The sequence below is a fragment of the Lutimonas sp. genome (assembly GCF_051011215.1).
Classification (GTDB): Bacteria; Bacteroidota; Bacteroidia; order Flavobacteriales; family Flavobacteriaceae; genus Lutimonas.
The window spans coordinates 1-19139 of sequence record NZ_JBPCUJ010000041.1 but is presented as its reverse complement, the minus strand read 5'-3'; the positions used below and the strand labels follow the sequence as shown (position 1 = coordinate 19139).

At 39.2% G+C, this 19139-nt stretch carries 15 protein-coding genes; 4 read left to right on the top strand and 11 right to left on the bottom strand.

Features of this window, described 5'->3' with window-relative positions:
* From ACR2MV_RS04440 to aceB, 5 genes are all read right to left on the bottom strand, one after another.
* Window positions 1–331, bottom strand: a 331-nt coding sequence (locus ACR2MV_RS04440; RefSeq protein ID WP_434020696.1) for a heavy-metal-associated domain-containing protein, incomplete at its 3' end; no start/stop codon positions are given.
* 24 nt (window positions 332–355) lie between these two features.
* Window positions 356–2605, bottom strand: a complete 2250-nt coding sequence (locus ACR2MV_RS04435) for a TonB-dependent receptor (protein ID WP_434020695.1) — start codon at window positions 2603–2605, stop codon at window positions 356–358.
* Window positions 2606–2677: 72 nt separating this feature from the next.
* Complete coding sequence (locus tag ACR2MV_RS04430) at window positions 2678–3109, bottom strand: HYC_CC_PP family protein (RefSeq protein ID WP_434020694.1); 432 nt, start codon at window positions 3107–3109, stop codon at window positions 2678–2680.
* 241 nt (window positions 3110–3350) lie between these two features.
* A complete protein-coding gene (locus ACR2MV_RS04425; protein ID WP_434020693.1) occupies window positions 3351–4979 on the bottom strand; it encodes an isocitrate lyase in 1629 nt (542 codons plus the stop codon).
* A gap of 70 nt (window positions 4980–5049) precedes the next feature.
* Window positions 5050–6648, bottom strand: a complete 1599-nt coding sequence (gene aceB, locus ACR2MV_RS04420) for a malate synthase A (RefSeq protein WP_434020692.1) — start codon at window positions 6646–6648, stop codon at window positions 5050–5052.
* A gap of 119 nt (window positions 6649–6767) precedes the next feature.
* Between aceB and ACR2MV_RS04415 the strand changes: the two genes are divergently transcribed.
* The 3 genes from ACR2MV_RS04415 to ACR2MV_RS04405 all read left to right on the top strand — a co-directional run bounded on the left by ACR2MV_RS04415 (window position 6768) and on the right by ACR2MV_RS04405 (window position 10113).
* A complete protein-coding gene (locus ACR2MV_RS04415; protein ID WP_434020691.1) occupies window positions 6768–8249 on the top strand; it encodes a helix-turn-helix domain-containing protein in 1482 nt (493 codons plus the stop codon).
* A 105-nt stretch (window positions 8250–8354) separates the two neighbouring features.
* A complete protein-coding gene (locus ACR2MV_RS04410) occupies window positions 8355–9110 on the top strand; it encodes a hypothetical protein (RefSeq protein WP_434020690.1) in 756 nt (251 codons plus the stop codon).
* A 52-nt stretch (window positions 9111–9162) separates the two neighbouring features.
* A complete protein-coding gene (locus ACR2MV_RS04405) occupies window positions 9163–10113 on the top strand; it encodes a polysaccharide deacetylase family protein (protein ID WP_434020689.1) in 951 nt (316 codons plus the stop codon).
* 120 nt (window positions 10114–10233) lie between these two features.
* Here ACR2MV_RS04405 and ACR2MV_RS04400 read toward each other — a convergent pair whose 3' ends face one another.
* The 5 genes from ACR2MV_RS04400 to ACR2MV_RS04380 form a co-directional block, all read right to left on the bottom strand.
* Window positions 10234–12066: a glycoside hydrolase family 9 protein gene (locus tag ACR2MV_RS04400; protein ID WP_434020688.1), complete on the bottom strand. Its 1833-nt coding sequence runs from the start codon at window positions 12064–12066 to the stop codon at window positions 10234–10236.
* Between the two features lie 31 nt (window positions 12067–12097).
* Window positions 12098–13189, bottom strand: coding sequence for a family 20 glycosylhydrolase (locus tag ACR2MV_RS04395; RefSeq protein WP_434020687.1), 1092 nt, complete (start codon window positions 13187–13189; stop codon window positions 12098–12100).
* A gap of 11 nt (window positions 13190–13200) precedes the next feature.
* On the bottom strand, window positions 13201–14370 hold the full coding sequence (locus tag ACR2MV_RS04390) for a heparan-alpha-glucosaminide N-acetyltransferase domain-containing protein (protein ID WP_434020686.1): 1170 nt from the start codon (window positions 14368–14370) through the stop codon (window positions 13201–13203).
* A 17-nt stretch (window positions 14371–14387) separates the two neighbouring features.
* Window positions 14388–15071 carry a carbohydrate-binding family 9-like protein gene (locus ACR2MV_RS04385; protein ID WP_434020685.1) on the bottom strand — a complete coding sequence of 228 codons (684 nt, stop codon included), beginning with the start codon at window positions 15069–15071 and terminating at the stop codon, window positions 14388–14390.
* Window positions 15072–15314: 243 nt separating this feature from the next.
* A complete protein-coding gene (locus tag ACR2MV_RS04380; RefSeq protein ID WP_434020684.1) occupies window positions 15315–16973 on the bottom strand; it encodes a DUF4886 domain-containing protein in 1659 nt (552 codons plus the stop codon).
* Window positions 16974–17064: 91 nt separating this feature from the next.
* Here ACR2MV_RS04380 and ypfJ point away from each other — a divergent pair, with 91 nt between their 5' ends.
* Window positions 17065–17964, top strand: a complete 900-nt coding sequence (ypfJ, locus tag ACR2MV_RS04375; protein WP_434020683.1) for a KPN_02809 family neutral zinc metallopeptidase — start codon at window positions 17065–17067, stop codon at window positions 17962–17964.
* Window positions 17965–18095: 131 nt separating this feature from the next.
* Here ypfJ and ACR2MV_RS04370 read toward each other — a convergent pair.
* Window positions 18096–19139, bottom strand: a 1044-nt coding sequence (locus tag ACR2MV_RS04370; protein WP_434020682.1) for a serine hydrolase domain-containing protein, incomplete at its 5' end; no start/stop codon positions are given.

Sequence of the window (19139 nt, the reverse complement as noted above, 5' to 3'; positions counted from 1 at the left end):
CTTCATCATCTCGATAGCGGCAGCATTCATGAACTGATAAATAAGCTTCTTCAGTGGCTTTGATTGCTTTTGTATCGTGACCTACAGCAGCAATATTATTTGAAATGCTGTCTAGATTGGTTTTACGTGCATCGTAAATAAGACTTAACTCATGAGTCTGTATACTCCAAACGGCAGATTTGACCCCCTTTGTTTTTATGGCTGCTTTCTCTATTCGTTCTTTACACATGCCACAAACGCCATCCACTTCTATACTGGCTCTGGCATTTTTGTCTTGTGCAAATGTATAATTCATCAAAATAAGTGCGAAAATGGTGATGATCTGTTTCATATCTAAATCTATTTTTTTAATCTCTTAATTTATTTTAAAGCGTAACCCGGCATAATACATACTTCCAAAAATAGGACCATAAACGAAATTGGTATCAAAATTTGGTCCAAATGGATCTTCAGGGCTCACAATCGGGTCTGGTTGCCTGACATTGGTTACATTTTCTCCACCCAAATATACTTCAAATTTAGGTGAAAACACCTTGGTGACTTGTAAGTTCAAGGTGCCCACCGTCGGAGAAAACTCATCCAGCTGATACTCCTCCGGACTCAAAGAGGTGTCAGGATAACGCTGTTCACTGAGCCAATTGAACGTGGCGTCAAATTTCCAGGGTGCTTCGATATTCTTTCCAAGTAATTCATAGCCAAGATTGGCAAAAATTCGATGCTTTGGCACCAGCGGTTTGATGCGTCTGCCCACCGTATAATCTGTCTGAATATCGTAATATTTGTAAGCAGTTCTTAGATCAAATCGTTCGGCGATATTGTAGTTGAGCTCAAACTGAAAACTATTGGCAAAACTCTGCCCTTCGAGGTTATAAAAATTGATCTCATAAGGATTTTCCCAGTCAACAACTACTTGATTTTCAAATGACGTTCGGTAAAAGTCCAGGGTGATATCGGCCTTTCTGTTAAAAAGGTTAAATCCCTGTAAAAAACTAAGGCCATAATTCCAGGCAACTTCCGGATCCAGGCCATAGATCTGACCGCCCGTATTTAGAATATTGATCTCTCTGGAACTGGCAAACAGGTTCTGATTTTCAGCAAAAATATTGGCACTTCGTTTTCCACGTCCTACAGAGGCGCGTAAAGCCGATTTTTCCCAGGGTGTATAGCGCGCATGAATACGTGGGGTGATAAAAAAGCCCAAACGGTTGTGCTGATCTGCGCGGATTCCGGCGGTTAAGGTAAAGTCATCTAGATTGTCGAAGGCATATTCAAAAAAGCCTCCGAATGAATTGTCGTTTCTTTTATATTGACTAGACTCCACCAGCTCATCAAAATGGTCATAGGTAAAGCTGACACCTGTTTTAATCTTATGCCTCGAATCTGAGATAATTGAATTATAAATCAGATTAGAATAAAAACTATTATGTGTGATATCATAGATTCGCTGTCCAAAGTAGGAGTCTTGTTTATGATGACTATAGGCCATCTGAAAACCAAGACTCTGATAGGGAACACTTGGGTTCACATAGCCTAGTTTAAATGAGCCTTCCATTCTTTCGGTATCAATTTCACTGCCCCAGACATTGTTTGTTAAGCGATCAGTATCTGGATCAAAATCTACCTCACCAGATTGTTTGGAGTCGTTTAAATAACGCAGATTGATAAAACTGACAATTCCTTTTTCAGGATTGGTATATTGCCAGCGATTCATCACATTGACCTGGTTGTATAAAGGCATGTCGAGAAAACCATCGTCGTTTACATCATGCTTTTTTTGATGTGTATTTCCATGCAAATAGATACCCGTGCTCCATTTGTCCGAGACCTGGGTATTGAAGTGGGTGTTGAGTTCCAAACGTTCGCTTGAAGCAGCATAGAGGTTTAAGAAAAAATTGTGGTCCCTGGTGGGTTTGACCAGTTCTGCATTGATTTGGCCTGTAATACTTTCGAAACCATTGACCACGCTCCCCGCTCCTTTGGTAATCTGAATGCTCTCTACCCAGGTACCAGGAATAAAACTAAGACCTTGTGCCTGGGAAGCACCCCTTACTGCAGGAATATTCTCCGTAGCTATTAATATATAAGGCGATTTTAACCCAAGCATTTTTATCTGCCTGGTTCCGGTAACCGCATCGGCAAAATTGACATCGATCGATGGGTTGGTTTCAAAACTTTCAGACAGGTTGCAGCAAGCGGCTTTTAATAGTTCATCACTACTCACTGTAAAGGTATTGGCCGCCTTCAAATAGGACTTTGCCGTGGTCTGTTTCCGGGAAGAAAGTGTTACTTCATCAAGGTCAGCCGTTGATTGTAAAACCTCCCTGACATCTTGATTTGAATCGACGGTCACTGTTTTTGTTGTAAAGCCAATAAAAGAGATGACTAACTGATTGTTTTCCTCATTATATGGAACAGTAAATTTTCCTTCAGCATCCGTCATGGTGCCGATGGTAGTGTTTTTCCAATATACATTGGCGCCCTCAAGCGGTATTTCTGTACCGTCTAAGACTTCGAAAACTTGTCCTTTCAATGTTTCCTGTGCCTGCAAAAACAGCGGAAAAGCAAAGAATAAGACGAGTATCTTTATTTGATATGTGTATAACATGTAATTTTTTTTGATTGATCATTATAGTATAGACCCATAGAAATAGGGCAACTCACGGATATTGAGTACCGATCAAATCAAAAAAACCTCGTTCAAGACCTGTATGTCTTCAACAACGTTGGGAGGAGAGTAATGTTCATAAGGTACCTCATGCCTGGGCTCAAAATCGAATAAGCCACTAAAGGCATAGGCATAGGAAAAGAGAAATACTTTCTGCTGTTTATTGAGCTCCATGCTGCTCTCAATAGTGAGTTCGTCTTGTCCTTCTACAAGATCAACCACATCGCTACAGCAAGATTGCGACATTAGCATTTGCGCTTCATCAGAAGCAGGCATGGTCATGGCTTCATTTTCCATCCCGCATTTTTCTGCTTCCGCAAAAATAGATACGTCTACAAGGTGTTCCCCGCAATAGTGTTTTTCAATGCTTACAGAAAGCGTTGAAACCAACACCAAAACAGCCATGGCTACCGAGGTAATTTGTAGAATACGTTTGTGTATCATGCTGCAAATTTAAGAATTATTTTAAACCACCAAGCGAATTATGAATTGTTTAACTTTATGGGTCAAGCATCCAATTTATGGATTATCAAAATTTTCAAAATGAATCTCGAATAACGGTCAGGGTTTTCTTCTTTCTAGTTGTTATTTGATTGAGAAAAGAAGAAAAAATTATGAATATAGAAAAAATGAGTTAGTACTGCGACTAACTCATTTTTCGTTGTTTAAGTTGTTAAAATTTTAACTAGGCCACTACCATGGGCTCTTTGACTTTTGCCTCTTTAGAAGGTATCTCAAACTGATTTGACGTATTTTTCTCTCCTCCGGCTTTCAGCGCTTTATCTCCAGCGAAGAAAGATTTATGGTCATCGCCAAGGTCAGAACCAGCCATTCGTTGATGTTTTACACATGATACGCTTTTACGAATTTCTTGTCGCTGAACCCCTTTTACATAGGCCAACATGCCTTCCTCGCCAAAATATCCTTCTGTTAAATCATTCATATGAAGAGCCGTTGTATGATACGTTGGAAGTGTGATGAGGTGATGGAAAATACCTGCTTCTCTGGCACCATCAATCTGGAAGGTTTTAATCTTTTCATCTGCTCTTTTGCTTAGTTCTGTTCCATCATAAATGATATCCATTAGATTATTCTTGTTATAAGCCTCCATATTTAAGCCTAAAGCCAGCATATCATCATAGGCCTGATTTCTGAAATTCAAGGTCCAGTTAAATGAGGGAGAATTATTATATACCAATTTTGCATTTGGAACCACTTCCTTGACTCTATTAACCATATGCGCAATTTGCTTCACATTAGGTGTTGGAGTTTCTATCCATAAAAGGTCTGCGCCGTTTTTTAAACTTGTCACACAATCAAGCACCACTCTGTCGATGTTTGATCCCTCTTTGAATTTATACAAACCGTTAGGCAAACGCATCGGACGCACCAGTTTCCCGTCTCTTTTGAGCAATACATCATCTTCTTTAGCTTCTGAAATGTCAATTTCCTCTGCCTCGACAAAGGCAAGATATTGAGAGGCCAGATCTCCTGGCTCCTGACTCACAGGGAGCTTTTGTGTGAGGCCGGCTCCCTCAGAATCAGTTCTGGCAACAATGATACCATCGTCAATACCTAATTCTAAAAAGGCATATCTCACTGCATTTAATTTTGCAATATAATCTTCATGAGGCACTGTAACCTTGCCATCCTGATGTCCACATTGTTTGGCATCAGATACCTGATTTTCAATTTGTATGGCGCATGCACCAGCCTGTATCATCTTTTTCGCCAGTAAATAAGTCGCTTCTTCATTGCCAAAACCTGCATCGATATCTGCGATGATAGGAACCACATGAGTTTCAAAATTATCGAGTGCTGCCTGCACATCCTCTCCGTTTTTTAATCTTCTGTAGAGGTCGTTTAGTTCAATGGCGTCAGCTTGTCGTAAAAAATCATAAATTTCTTCAATAAGACCAGAAACAGCTGTTTTTTCATGCATTGACTGATCTGGTAAGGGGCCGAATTCTGAGCGCAGCGCAGCTACCATCCAACCTGAGAGGTATAAATATCTTTTGCTGGTTGTTTTGTGGTGTTTTTTAACGGCAATCATTTTTTGCTGAGCCACAAACCCGTGCCAGCATCCCAATGACTGGGTATATTGAGAATTATCTTGATCATAAGCGGCCATGTCTTTTCTCATTATGCCAGCGGTGTATTTGGCGATGTCTAAACCGGTTTTAAAACGATTTTGTGCCATCATTCTTGCCGCGTTTTCCGGCTGTACTGCATTCCATGTTGCTCCGTACTTTTCCTTTAAGTTTCTCACAGTCTGCAATGCAGATCCATAATTTGTTTGTGCAAAATTTTTCATAGTTTTGATATTAGTTATTTATTAATAATTAGATCCTGTTGATTGTGGCTGCAATCGCAGGATTGTTTTTTTATATGAATTGATAGGCGGGAAGGGTTAAAAATTCTTCAAACTCTTCAGATACGACCAATTTGTTGAACAGGGTCATCGCCAGATTTAACTTAGAGTTTTTGAGATTTTCTTCACCCATCTCCCTGGCAATGATGTTAACTTCATCCTCGAATAGTTCGTTATAGAGTTCGAGATCAAATCTTCTTCCATCTTCAAGGGTAACTTTGTTTTTAAGCCACTGCCAAACCTGTGTTCGCGATATTTCCGCAGTAGCTGCATCTTCCATAAGATTGTAGAGTGCGACGGCGCCATAGCCTCTGAGCCAGGCTTCCGTATAGAGGATACCTACATTGATATTTTTTCTTACACCTGCTTCTGTCACTGTTCCCTTAGGAATGGCTACCAGATCTGCTTCCGTAACAAGAATATCGTTTCTTGAGACATGCAACTGATTGGGTCCAGGCATATACTTATTAAATTCATCCAAGGCAACTTTAACCAACGCTGGATGAGCAACCCAGGTGCCATCATGTCCGTTTTTAACTTCCCGTTCTTTATCTATTCTTACTTTTTCCAAGGCCGCTGCATTTGCTTTTTCGTTGTTTTTAATCGGAATTTGTGCAGCCATACCTCCAATAGCAAGAATACCCCGTTTATGACAACGCTGAATCACAAGTTTGGAATACGCATCCATAAATGGGCTTGTCATGGTCACTTGATCCCGATTGGGGACCACAAATTTGCGATGGTTTCTAAATTTTTTGATATATGAAAAAATATAATCCCAGCGGCCACAATTTAATCCTACAATATGGTCTTTAAGTTCATAGATGATTTCGTCCAATTGAAAACTTGCAGTGATGGTCTCCACTAGAACGGTTGCTTTGAAAGTGCCTATTGGAAGCCCAAGGTATTCTTGAGCAAACTCAAAGACCTCATTCCACCAACGTGCTTCTTTATAATGCTCTAATTTTGGCAGGTAGAAATAAGGAGCTGTTCCATTTTCAAGTAAGGTGTTACTATTGTGAAAAACATAGAGACCAAAATCAACCAAACTTCCTGATACTTCTTTGCCGTCTATTAACAAATGCCGTTCATTGAGGTGCAATCCTCTGGGTCTTACTAATAGAACGGCAGTATCTTTGTGTAGCTTATATGATTTACCGCGCTGTAAGTCTGTAAGAGCAATCGTTTTTTTATTGGCTTCAATTAAATTTAGTTGTCCACCAATACTATTTTCCCAGGTAGGAGAATTGCTGTCTTCTAAATCAGCCATAAAGGTTTTGGCGCCTGAATTAAGAGCATTAATGATCATTTTTCTATCTACGGGTCCGGTAATTTCCACACGCCTGTCCTGTAAATCTTCTGGGATGGCACCAGCGGTCCAATCTGTTTCTCTTATAGTTTTGGTTTCTTCAGGAAATTGCGGAAAAGCGCCTCGATCAAAAATCTCTTGTTGTCTGCTTCGTAGTTGCAGCAGATCTAGTCTTTGCTGATCAAATTTTGCATGTAGGGCAGCAATAAATGCCAAAGCCTCTTCCGTTAGAATGTTCGGATAGTAATTTTTCACCTCATCTGTGAACTGAATTACCTTCTTGTTTAAAAGTACATTTTCCATTTTTAATTGTTTTGATGGAACAATGATAAAACAAAGTTTTGTAAAAAACAAGCGAACGTTCGCTAAATATATAAATTCGCCAGAATTTTATATTCGCAAAATAGTTTATATTTGCTCGAATGGAACAAGACTATATCAAGCTTATATTTGGGCTAAAGCTAAAGCAGATAAGAACTGACAGAAATTTATCCTTGTTTGGTTTATCTAAATTATCAGGCCTTTCAAAATCCTATTTAAATGAAATTGAAAAAGGAAAAAAATATCCTAAAACAGATAAAATTGTCATTCTTTCAGAAAAATTGGATGTTCCATATGACCAGATGGTGTCTTTAAAACTGGATAAGAACCTGGCACCGATTGGTGATCTTTTGCAGTCAAAAATTTTAAAGGAAATTCCTTTGGAGCTCTTTGGAATTAAAGAAAGTAATTTAATTGATATTGTAGCCAACGCACCTGCCAAGGTAAATGCCTTTATAAGCACCATTATTGAAATCGCTCAACATTATAATTTTAGCAGAGAGAGTTTTTTTCTGGCTTCTGTGAGGTCTTATCAAGAGGCACACAATAATTACTTTGATGAACTAGAGCAAAGTGTTATTAAGTTTTCTAAGGCATATCAGGTAGATTTAAGCAAGCCTGTCAGCTCAAAGGATCTGGAGGAAATTCTGCTTGAAGAATACGGCTATCGCATTAATGAAACTGAATTAGGGAAGTATGAAGCTTTAGAAAATTTGCGTTCTGTCTTTGTGCGCAAAACAAAAACTCTTTTACTGGCTGATGGTATTGATGAGCCGCAGCGTATGTTTATTTATGCCAAAGAAATTGCGTATAATTTTTTAGGAATAAAAGACCGATTATATACATTTCCATGGATCAAATTTGATGGCTTTGACCAGGTATTGAATAACTTTTATGCCTCCTATTTTGCAGGTGCATTGATTATTCCCAGAGACGCTGTTACACCAAAATTAGAACGTCTATTTAAAAAGGAAACATTTGATCAGACATTTTTTACGAATCTTTTGGAGAGTTTTAATGCCTCCCCAGAATCTTTTTACCAACGACTCACAAACATTCTTCCTAAAGAATTCAATATTCAAAATTTATTCTTTTTAAGGTTTACTCACAAAGCAGGAAGTGAAAAATTTCATTTAAAAAAGGAATTGCATTTATCCCATCATCAATCGCCTCGTGCCAACGAATCAAATGAGCACTATTGCAGACGATGGGTGTCTTTAAGGGTGTTGAATGATATAAATCAGAGCAATAAAACGCATGAGTTTGATATTCAAATTTCAAATTATGAAGGTGATGGAGCAAGGTATCTGGTATTATCTTCTGCTACAAAAGACCCGTTTAAAGATAATCAGTATCGATCGATCAGCATAGGCTTGCTGATCAACCGGCAATTGGAAAGAAAAATTAATTTTTTATCGGATTCCACCATAAAGAAGGAAGAAGTTGGTGTTACCTGCGAACGTTGTACTATTAAAAATTGTGAGCAAAGACAGAGACCAAGAATTGTATTAGATAAAGAAGCAAAAAACAGAAAAATGGAAACCATCGTTGCTGAGTTAAATAAAAAATTTAAATCTAAGTAAGTATCTATTGAGCCTTCTTTTGCGAATACAATAAAGACTTTTTGATTTTTCACATCCACCTGAAATACTTAAATTGCAAATAAATTAACTTAAACTAGATATACTATGCTTGTTGCAACACTCAGTTTATTGATCGGTATGTTACTCGGAGGTGGAAATATATCAGCCTATGTCGTTGAAGATTTTCCAAAAGAAGTCAAATCAAACGTTGACGACAAGGAACGGCAAAAAGAAATTCTCGCCCTTACAAAGCCGTATGAAAAGGAATTTAAGAGCGTGCAGAAAGATTTGAAAAAATCTAAGAAGCAAATGAAAAAATTACAGCTTGACAGAGATGCATCTTCCGAAGATATCTCTGAGATTCTCGATAATGCAAATTCGTCCTGGAAAGGGATTCAAGCTACTGGAATAGCAACCAGAGCCGAAGTGATAACTATGCTCAGTGACGAAGAATGGGAATTGATTATTGCTGATTCTATGGAGGAGTTTGATAAAAAAGAACTTAAGAAACAACGAAAGGCCTATGATAATTTCGAAAAGAAATTTGCAAAGCTTCAGGCAGCTGTTGCAAAAGAAATTACCGACCCTGAACGTCAGGAAAAGATTTTTGCTACCTTCGATTCTTTTAAAACGGATATGAAGAATTATGTGGAGGCAAACATGAACAGAACGGCCAAAGAGCTGGAGGAATTTTCGAAGAGAGAAGCAACGGAAGATGAACTTAATGCTGCTTTTTCTAAGGTTGATTCAGCAAGAAATCAGTTTTTTGAAAGTATTGAAAAGATGCATTTTGACCTCGTAGAACAGACCACAGAAGAGGAATACTCCAAAATTGCGAAAGCTGTAAATAAGATCTTTTAGACCCAACTGTAGGTTTTACTATTTTTATAATAACCAAACTCCATCAACGATCATGACTTCTATTGCATTTATAAAAGGCTATCATCTGCCTTTGATTCATAAACATTGGCTCTTTTTAGTGTTGATGTTGAGCGCCATCACTATCAATTCGCAAGAATCAATAGCTTCTAAACTAGGCTATCCTGCTGATGCGCGATTGCTAATCATTCATGCCGATGATTTAGGGGTGGCTCATTCAGAAAACGCCGCTTCTATTAAAGCTATTGAAGATGGAGTAGTAAACTCAGCGAGTGTTATGATGCCTACCCCTTGGGTGTTGGAGGTTGCTGAATATGCCAAAGCCCATCCCGAGACACATGATTTTGGCCTGCATTTGGTTCTTACTTCTGAATGGAAAAACTACCGCTGGGGCCCAGTGGCTTCTATAGATAAGGTGCCTACCTTGATCAATGAACATGGTTATTTTCATGCTGGTTGCAAACCCGAGGCATCTTTAGAAGAGGTTGAAGTCGAGTTAAGAGCACAGATCGACAGAGCCTTTGCCATGGGTTTGGTGCCAACACATCTAGACTCTCATATGGGCTGTTTGATGCAATCACCTGAATTGATAGAGGTCTATTTAAGAATGGGGCAGGAGTACAAGCTTCCTGTGATGGTGAGCAAGGCATTTCCTGAGGAGCTCATTAAAAAATACAATGTTAAGGTGGTTTTAGAAGAAATTGTGATGATTTTGCCAAAACAATTTAACGAAGGACTTGCAGCCTATTATAACGAGGCTATCAAAAATTTAAAACCTGGAGTAACAACCATTTTAATCCATACAGCCTATGACAATGATGAGTTAAAGGCTATGACGATAGATCATCCTGAATTTGGTAGTGCCTGGAGACAAAAAGATTACGACTATTTTACGTCAGAAGAATGCAAAGAGTTATTGGAAAAAGAGAATATTAAACTGGTGACCTGGAGGCAGTTAAAAGAGGCCTATTTCTCCGACAAGTAGTAGAAAAATTTGTTAACTTTTAGTTGAACATTCAAATCTTGCCATTTGCGCATCTATGCACTTGAATTGATGTGTCCTACATATGTTTTTGTTAAGAAAAAGACCTAAACTTAAGGCCTACTATTGTGATGCTATGGCAATCAAGTACCAGGCTGCATGGGGTAACCATTGTTCTGCCCATCGCCAGTCATTGTCTTTTCCAGTTTCATTATAGCCTCGATTAAGATCTATATCATTTTCATTGTAAAGACCTGCAGTAATTCCGTTGCAGATACCTCCAGGAGCGTTGGTGTATTCATAAGAATTAAAAAATAAATACTGTACATTATTTCGACCCTGCCCTTCTAGCATGCAGGCATCAAATGGATTTAAGCCCAATATCCAGTTGAGCTGATTCCATGCATGCGCCTTTAGTTCCTGCTGGAATTCAGGATCGTCGTCATAGAGCTTGCTGGCCATACGAGAAGCTGTGGCAATAGAACCCAGACGTGCATTTTCTCCCTGCCACCAAGGGGCTGTTTCGGTATCATGCGGAAAAAAGAAACTGTTTCTTCTTTCTCCTTTTTTATTTTGAACATATTGTCTTGCATAGCCAAAAGGATTGTTGACCTCTTCGCTAAGCTGCATCTCTGATGTCAATAGTTTTCTGACGTCCTCTTTGATTTGTTTTTGACTTTTCTCATCAGCTATCCCCGAGTAGTTCACCAAACTCACCACAGGCAGGCCGGCATCTGCCGCATGAAAAAACGGTCTGTCCTTATCATCTGCCCTTAAATAATAATGCCCTGCCGTATTTTGCATCAGTCTGCTGCTAAGAGAAGAAGCTCTTTGATTCGCTGCTTTTAAATAGACTTGTTTTTTTGTCGCTTTATACAATTCAGTAGCAGCCATCAAGGCGCAATAATCATCAACAATATTTTCTTTTCCGTCGTTGGTCAGGGACGCATTGTGACTTTCCAAAAAGGTAAATGCCGTTTCTGCCGTTTTCAAATAGTCTGTGCTTTCAAAATCACCTGAAACTTCATAAGTACTGGCAATGGCAAGGGCAGCAATTGAAAGTCCTGCTCCGGCTCTATAACTCACTTCATAAGTGCTGATGCCTGCGGTTTCATCATCAGGTCCGTCAATGCCTTCTTCCGGCGTCTTGGTCAGGCTATATCCGGTCATGGTAGGTGTTATTCTTCTGTCTTCGGCTTTTTTCTCAGCACCTTTTCCTGAAATGGTGCGGTAAAAAGAACCTTTATCGGATTTCATACGATGTAAAAAGTCCGCTCCATATAGGGCTTCATCCAGCAGTTTTCGTTTGTATTGACGGTAGCTGGGGTTGTCTTTTTTATCCAAGGCCTTATAGGTTTCAAAAAGACTCCAAACGGTTAGGTTGATTTGTTGCGGATTAAAATAGGTTGAATAGGTCAAATGAGACAGGTGCTTACCATAATCACCAGTGGCATCATACCAGCCACCATGCACATCAACAGTGTCTGTACGACCTTTTAAAAAGGTCATATTTCGATCTGCTTTGTCGAGTAAACCGGAAGAACGTTGCCCTTTAAAATAGTAGACCACGTCAGACAGGGTGTTGCGTTCGAGAAGGTTCTCCTGAATCAGAAATGGATAGGATTCTATGTTTTCTCCGTTTACAACACAACGGATGGTATACGTGCCAACTTCGGATACTTTATCAAAATTAAAGGTCCAGAAATGCCAGTCGCGCCATTGATCTATAGTGCCTGTATAGGAAGGCTCTCCCTCCGCTACAACGAGTCCTGTTTTATTGTTTATGACAGAAAAACTGGTGACCTTGTCATTTTCCTGGCATAAAATAACAGCCGGTTTTACCGCAGTAGATTCATAACCAATATGATTGTATAATAGTTTGGTTTGCGCTTTCAGGCTGCTCGAAAATAGCACAACGATCAGGCTACAAATAATTGTTATAAATGTTTTTTTCATGTTGGATTTTTGTTGTCTATTTTAATACGATTTATTTCTTTTCAAGGGCGGCTACCGCTTTGGTCATGGCCTTAAAACAGGCCACATCACTTTCGCTTTCCTGGTCGGCTTCTTTAAAGCTTTTATAGGCTGCCATAAACTTATCAGCAGGTGACCAGACCGTATGCATGACCCCCAATAGACTCGACTTCATTTCTGGTGTTGAATTGTTTTGTAAGCTGTGCATCATGGCTACTTGATCCCTCGCGACTTCGGGTTTTCTCCATGAACAGGCTACTACATCAAAACCTTTAAGACTAAAATAGGCAGGTGTAGGAATGGCCTTTTCATAATGCCAGTCAGCAATGATCACAGAGGTAGGAATCATGTCAATGGCCCGCCATGTATTATTCATACTGGCTTCCCACATACCAATTCCTGAGTTGGAGGCATCAATTAACCGGTCGCCCCAAATCCACAGCTTTGCGTTTTGCTCGTCTAAATGATCACTGATTTTAGTTATTTCACCGGCATAAAGTTGTGCCGGGTCTTTTCCCATGCAACGAGGGCATTTTTCATCAGCGATGTAAAAAACTTCATCCATTCCTGCATGAAAGGCATTTGCCTCAAAGACTTCCAGAATTTCATCTACTAAGTCAAAAACAACAGCGTGAACTTCAGGATGCAAAGGACAATAACTTTTACAATACAAACCGTCATCATTTGGCCATTCGTATTCTTCAGGAATCGCTACATGAGGAGTTTCATCAAATTCGGGATAAACAGCCAGTAGTTTGTTCAGCGTGCTGGCCCAACTTTGATGTCCGAGGAGGTTTACCTGAGGAATCAACTGAATGTTGTGTTTTTGGCAAACTGCCACCAGTTGCTTTACCTGCTCCTTGCTAAGAGGATTGTCATCCCTCAATTCTGGTCGTGATTCATAGGCATAGTTAAAATCCACACGTAAAATCAAAGTGTTGATTCCTGCAGTGGCTATTTCCGTGTCTATAAATGAGACGAATTCATCAACATCATTGGTTTTTGGAGCTGCAATGCAAAGACCATTGACCGTAAAAACTTCTTGAGCGAATGAAGTAGTTATAACGCAGAATATTAAGAGCAGGGAATAAAATATTTTTTTCATCTGAATAGGATTTATAATTTTAATTTATAGCCTTTTTTCTCCAGCCAACCGGTAAAGATGACGACCAGTAGTGCAAAAACAAAGGACAGGCTTAGTCCCAGGATGTATGTGTTCAGCATATCAGGAAGCTTAAAACCTGTTATGTTATAGATAGGGTAAATAAAATAAGGGATCATATAACAGGTGAGGGTGGCGGTTCCTGCAGGGGCAATGATCTTTGCCCAGGAAACTTTCTTTTTTTGATCGGCGATATAGTAAAACAAGGCAAAACTTAAAAAACCGATACCCGTGCAAATGGCAAGCCATGAAGGAGTGCCCTGAATTTTAGAAATACCCCAGATCGGCCTGGTTCCCAACCCATAAACAAGATTTACAATACCTAAACTGATAAGGACCAAATAGACCCACTTTAGTTCTTTGTTATTTAGTTTTTTTAAGATTAGCGTAGCTACAATTCCTGCGGTGGTAAAGGCTGGGATTGTTCCGGTTAGAAGAGGAGATAGATATTGTAAACCGCCACCGAGTTCAGGAGCCATATCGCTATGAGTTATCACTGCCAGAAGGTTCAATACCAGCCAGGTCAGGATCATAATGAGTAATTTGCCATTGGCCATCACATAGACCAAAGCGTTCAATAAATAAGCCCATCCAATCAAACCGAGAATGCCCCACCATTGTGTCGTCATCCAGAGTTCTCCATTTTCTCCACCTTTGTACACAAAGGCCAGAAAAAGAAGGATCGCATAGCCGCCTGCCTTCAGGTAATGATGCCATTTGGATTTTACGGGGCTTTTTTTCCAATTCATCCAGATTAAAACGACTGCAGTCGCCAATAACAAACACCAGACACTTTTGGAAACGATCATGCTGGCATGAGCAGTTTCGTAATTCACCAGATAAATACCGATCACCAAAAGCGAAATAGATCTTGTCAAAATATGTTTTATAATGACTGTTTTTGAATCTTTTTTATCGAGGCGGTGTTGTATGGCCAATGGTATGCTCAAACCAACTATAAACAAAAACAACGGAAAAATTACATCAGAAAAGCCCATATAATCTTCAGTTGCTGAGGCATGAGTCAGCCATTTTGGTATGTCGATGAGTGACCAGAAATCATTCACCCAAATCATGAGTAACATAGTGAGGGCTCTTAGGATATCGATGGATGCAAGTCTCATATAAAAAAGATTTCTAATTATTTCTGAGTAAATAAAATTCCGAAAGCCTCGGGTTTATGGAAATTGGGTGTTTCGGTCATAGGACTGTTCCAACATGCAAAGGTTGCATTCTCAGCATTGTTTTGCCATTTTGGATCATCCTGGTCCTTATTGGAGATAATGCGAAACAGGTTCATTCTGTATACATTCTTCTCCTTTTCTTTCTGATCTTCGATCAATTTTAGCGGTATTTTCAAATGCCCCTTCCAGCTATTATTTCCTTTATCTTTAACAACATGATGTTCAATCTGTGCTTTTTCGTTGTCAATCATAGTAAGGTGAAACCTCTGATCTGTTTTAAAATTGTTACGGACCTGCGCAACAAAAAGAGCATTGTTCGGATTCAGTTGTATTTCCCAATATGTTTCTTTGGCTGCTGATCCCTGGCTAATAAAAATTTCAAATACTTCCTGCTCAAATAAAGGTTGATTGTTTTGTGTGTAATAATTTTGATCCATCCTTGGATTATCGAGACATTCGAATTTGATCTCGAGAAAGATGTCATCAAAGCGAAGGGATACCAAGGTGAGTTCCGAAATCGCTTTCCCTCCTACAGAATGGTAAAAATTAGTACTCCCTAACTGGGTGAAATTTTCCTTTTGAAGGTGCAATTTGGGTACCTTAGTTGCTTGTTCTTGTTGATTCGTTCTTTTCGGCTTCAAGATGCTGTCATTTATAGGCCATATCTGCCATAAAGTGCAACATAAAATAAATGTTAGAAGCAGTTTGATCATAGGCCGTATTTCGTTGGAAATGATGATTTCGCGCTAAGAAAGATACTACATAATAGACTTTTAAAACCTTATTTTCGCCCATCAACCTAAGCCAAAGTACAGGCAGCATCTATCCTGCTATAATCAGCCAAAATGATCATTTAAAGGGGGCAGTTAACTGTAAAGAAATATTTATTGAGGTGGTGGCGGAGGTGGAGGGATGGGGCTAATTGCTTCTGGCACTGCAGTTCCTTCTTCCTGTAGCTTTTTGAGATTGTTTTTAATATAGTTGAGTGCCGGGTCTCCTGTTTTTTTTGCGAGCTCATAACCTTTGCTGAATACTGCAATCGCTTTTTCTTTTTGCCCATCGATTGCCAGGGCTTCTCCAAAACTGTCGTAGGTATTGACAGATTCAGGGTATAAAGTATTGGCTAATTCAAAAACTTCAAGGGCATCAGTATTTTTTCCATCTCGAAGAAGTCCATATCCTTCTCTGTTGAGAAAATTTTCAGTCGGAAGGTATTTTTTGCCAATTAAAGCGCTGTATTTTTGATAATGTTCTATGGACGCGGTTATATACCCTTTTTCTTCACGAGCCTGTTCAAATTCTCTGATTAACTGGTCAAGGGCGGCCAAATCTATTTCGTTTTGTACCTTGTTTCTGGAGAACTGCCAACGCTTGTATTGACTCACATTGTTCTGAGAGGAAGTTGATAATCCCGAAAGCATCCCATCAGTTAAAGAAAACTGAAGCTCTGAACGCAAGGCTCTCGTGCTGTCAACCATGCTGAACCGCAGTTCCTTATCTCTTAAATCAATATTTTCAATGGTCATTCCATCTAGACGATCAGGGCTCAACATTGAAAGGCTAAGGCTCATATTATTTTCTTTCTGACTGATATCCATGATAAGACCAACATAGTTTGACCCATAAGTGGAACGTCCATACCAGCTACCTTGAATGTTCTTTTGTGTGAGTTTTTCACCTTCTTTAAGAACGGGTATGCGATAAGTCGGATGAGGTTCTTTTACATTTTGCAAAGCCTTTGAATTTGCTGTATTCTGAGTGATTTCCCATGAGCTTTGCTGAATTTTTAAGGCATCTTCATTCGAAAGTTGAGCTAATATTTGTGCCTCCTCAGAAGCTTGTCCGCGACTGTTTAGACGTTTTCCTTCGATGGTACCTGAAACACCCTTCGGATCTTCATCGAACAGGGTGGCATACATAGTCGTTGCAATTAAATAAGACCCGTATTGAGATGGGTGTGAACCATCATTTTCATAAAGATCAAACTGATCATTTTTTCTCACTTCTTCCCAAACCAAACCAACAGGAGCAACGATTGCATTTAATTCCTGTGCTATGGAAGCATATGCATGGGTAAGTATTTCTTGTTCCTGAGGCCGTTGTTTTACAGACCAGGTCATAAAAAAAACTGTTTTGGCTCCTACTTTTTTAATTTCTGTATCAAACTTTCTGGAATAATCAAAAAACAAATCTGTCTGGCCGAAATAAACATCATGATCTATGATAATAGGCATGGCTAATTTACTCTGCTCTTGCAGCACAACATAGTCCCAGTTTTTTGATTTAATAACTTGATGTGTTTTTTCTTCTTGCCAATGTCGCTCCAGCGTCATACCTCCCTGGCTGATAAGTTGAATTTCTACTATTTTTTCAGGATGCTTTTGCGCTATCATTGATCTTAATAATTCAGGACTGCTATGGAAGTAGGTATAACTGTTTCCAATAAAAAGAATTCTTGTGGTATCTGCTTTGTTTGATTGAGCAAATGAAAATGAAACAAGAAAGAGACAGAACCAAAAAAGAAATTGTTTTATGTGTCGCATAGGGCGTTTTTAATTTCGATCAAATGTAACCATATTTATTTTGCGAAAAAATAAGTAAATTGAACCTACATAATTTAATTGAAGAAATATCATGAAATGGAAAGGCAAAAGAAGAAGTTCAAATATTGATGACAGAAGAGGTCAATCCGGAACTGGCGGCGGTGGAAGAGGAATTAACCCCATGTTATTGGGTCCCTTATTTAGGCTGTTGTTTTCGAAAACAGGTCTGGTAATTATTGCTCTTTTTCTTGGGTTTTCATGGTTTACCGGAAATAATCCGCTGAGTTTGATAGGTAATTTGATAGGTGGTGGCGGTGGTCAGACCCAATCGGCAGTGCCATATCAGGGCAGTGCTAAAGAGAATGAATTGGCCGATTTTAGTGCTACAATTTTAGCCAATACTGAAGATGTCTGGAATGGCCTCATGCCCAACTATAGAGAACCAACCTTGGTTCTTTTCTCAGGATTCGTGGCTTCAGCTTGTGGTTCTGCTTCTAGTGCTTCTGGACCATTTTATTGTCCGGGAGATGAGCAATTGTATCTTGATTTGAGTTTTTTTGATGATATGGAAAGACAATTAAATGCACCTGGAGATTTTGCACAGGCCTATGTGATAGCTCATGAAGTGGGGCATCATATTCAAAATATTTTGGGTATCACTGATAAGGTTCAAAACTTAAGGGGTAGTTTGAGCAAGAAAGAGTATAATCAGTATTCGGTTCGTTTAGAATTGCAGGCTGATTTTTTAGCTGGTGTGTGGGCCCACCACTCTCAAAAAATGTCTCAAATGATGGAAAGCGGAGACCTAGAAGAGGCTTTGAATGCAGCGTATGCCATTGGGGATGACAGGCTCCAAAAACAATCAACGGGTAGGGTAGTGCCAGATTCTTTTACCCATGGGACCTCAGAGCAGCGAATCCGATGGTTTAAAAAAGGATTCGAAACAGGAGATCTTCAACAGGGAGATACTTTTAATGCGAACCCTCTTTAAATATTTTTCATTTAAAACAGGACTTCCTGGGAGCTTTATGACAGGTTCGAATAGGCAATCAAGAACAAAATTCAGCCATTATTGAGCTGAGATTGCCGTGAAATTTTAGATTCCAATGCCTTATTTTAGGTCTAATCAATAATTGCCGGATAAACGAGTTGCCGCATTTTGTCGTGATAATAGAATGTGAAAGGCGCCAATTGGGTCATAAAAATTGATATGAGCTTTTCATGAGGATCTATAAAGAAATGAGTGTTGTAAGCTCCTGCCCAGTAAAAGACACCGTCAGACCCTAATTGATTGGTTGCAGGGGTGTCTGTGATAACCGCAAATCCCAAACCAAACCCTTCACCCGGTCTAAAGAATAAATTACCAACATGATTGGCGGTCATTAATTCAATGGTCTTTCTGCTTAATAAATGATGACCATTCCAGCTCCCATTGTTTAAGAGCATTTGGCAAAAATTCATGTAGTCTTGTGGTGTAGAAAATAGACCATGGGTTCCGCTCCAAATTGTATTGCCTTCTACCTTGGCCTGATTTTCTAAATGGCCTAAAATTCCTATTGAATCTTTTACGTGAGCTTTAACAACCCTTGATTGTTGGTCCTTTGAAAGATTGTATCCTGTATCCTTCATGTCAAGAGGTTCGAAAATATTCTTAGTTAAATACTCCAGAGTGCTCATTCCTGAGAAATGTTCTATGAGAACCGAAAGGATGTCAGGTGAAAAGCTATAATTCCATGCTTGACCTGGTTGTGCCATTAAGGGGAGATCAGGAATGCTGTTGACTTGAGAATTGATGTCAGGCCAATTTTTCATATAATATTCTTTTTGAACCTCCTTGTCAAACCTACTTTCTCCAATGGCATGTGTAAAACCTGAAGTATGCGTCAGCAATTCTAAAATGGTAATATCTTTTTCGAGAGCTACAGTATTTCCAGTTATCCCAGTCTCTACATTTTCAATGACTTTTAAGTTTTTGAATTCGGGCAGGTATTTTGCCAAAGGGTCTGAAAGTGAAAAGTGGCCCTGTTCATACAGCATCATAAAGGCGACAGAAACAATAGGTTTAGTCATAGATTGAATATAGAATATGTCGTTTACCTTTAGGATGCTTTTTGAAGTTACATCCTTATATCCGTATGCAGCTTCATGAACAACTGCTCCATCACG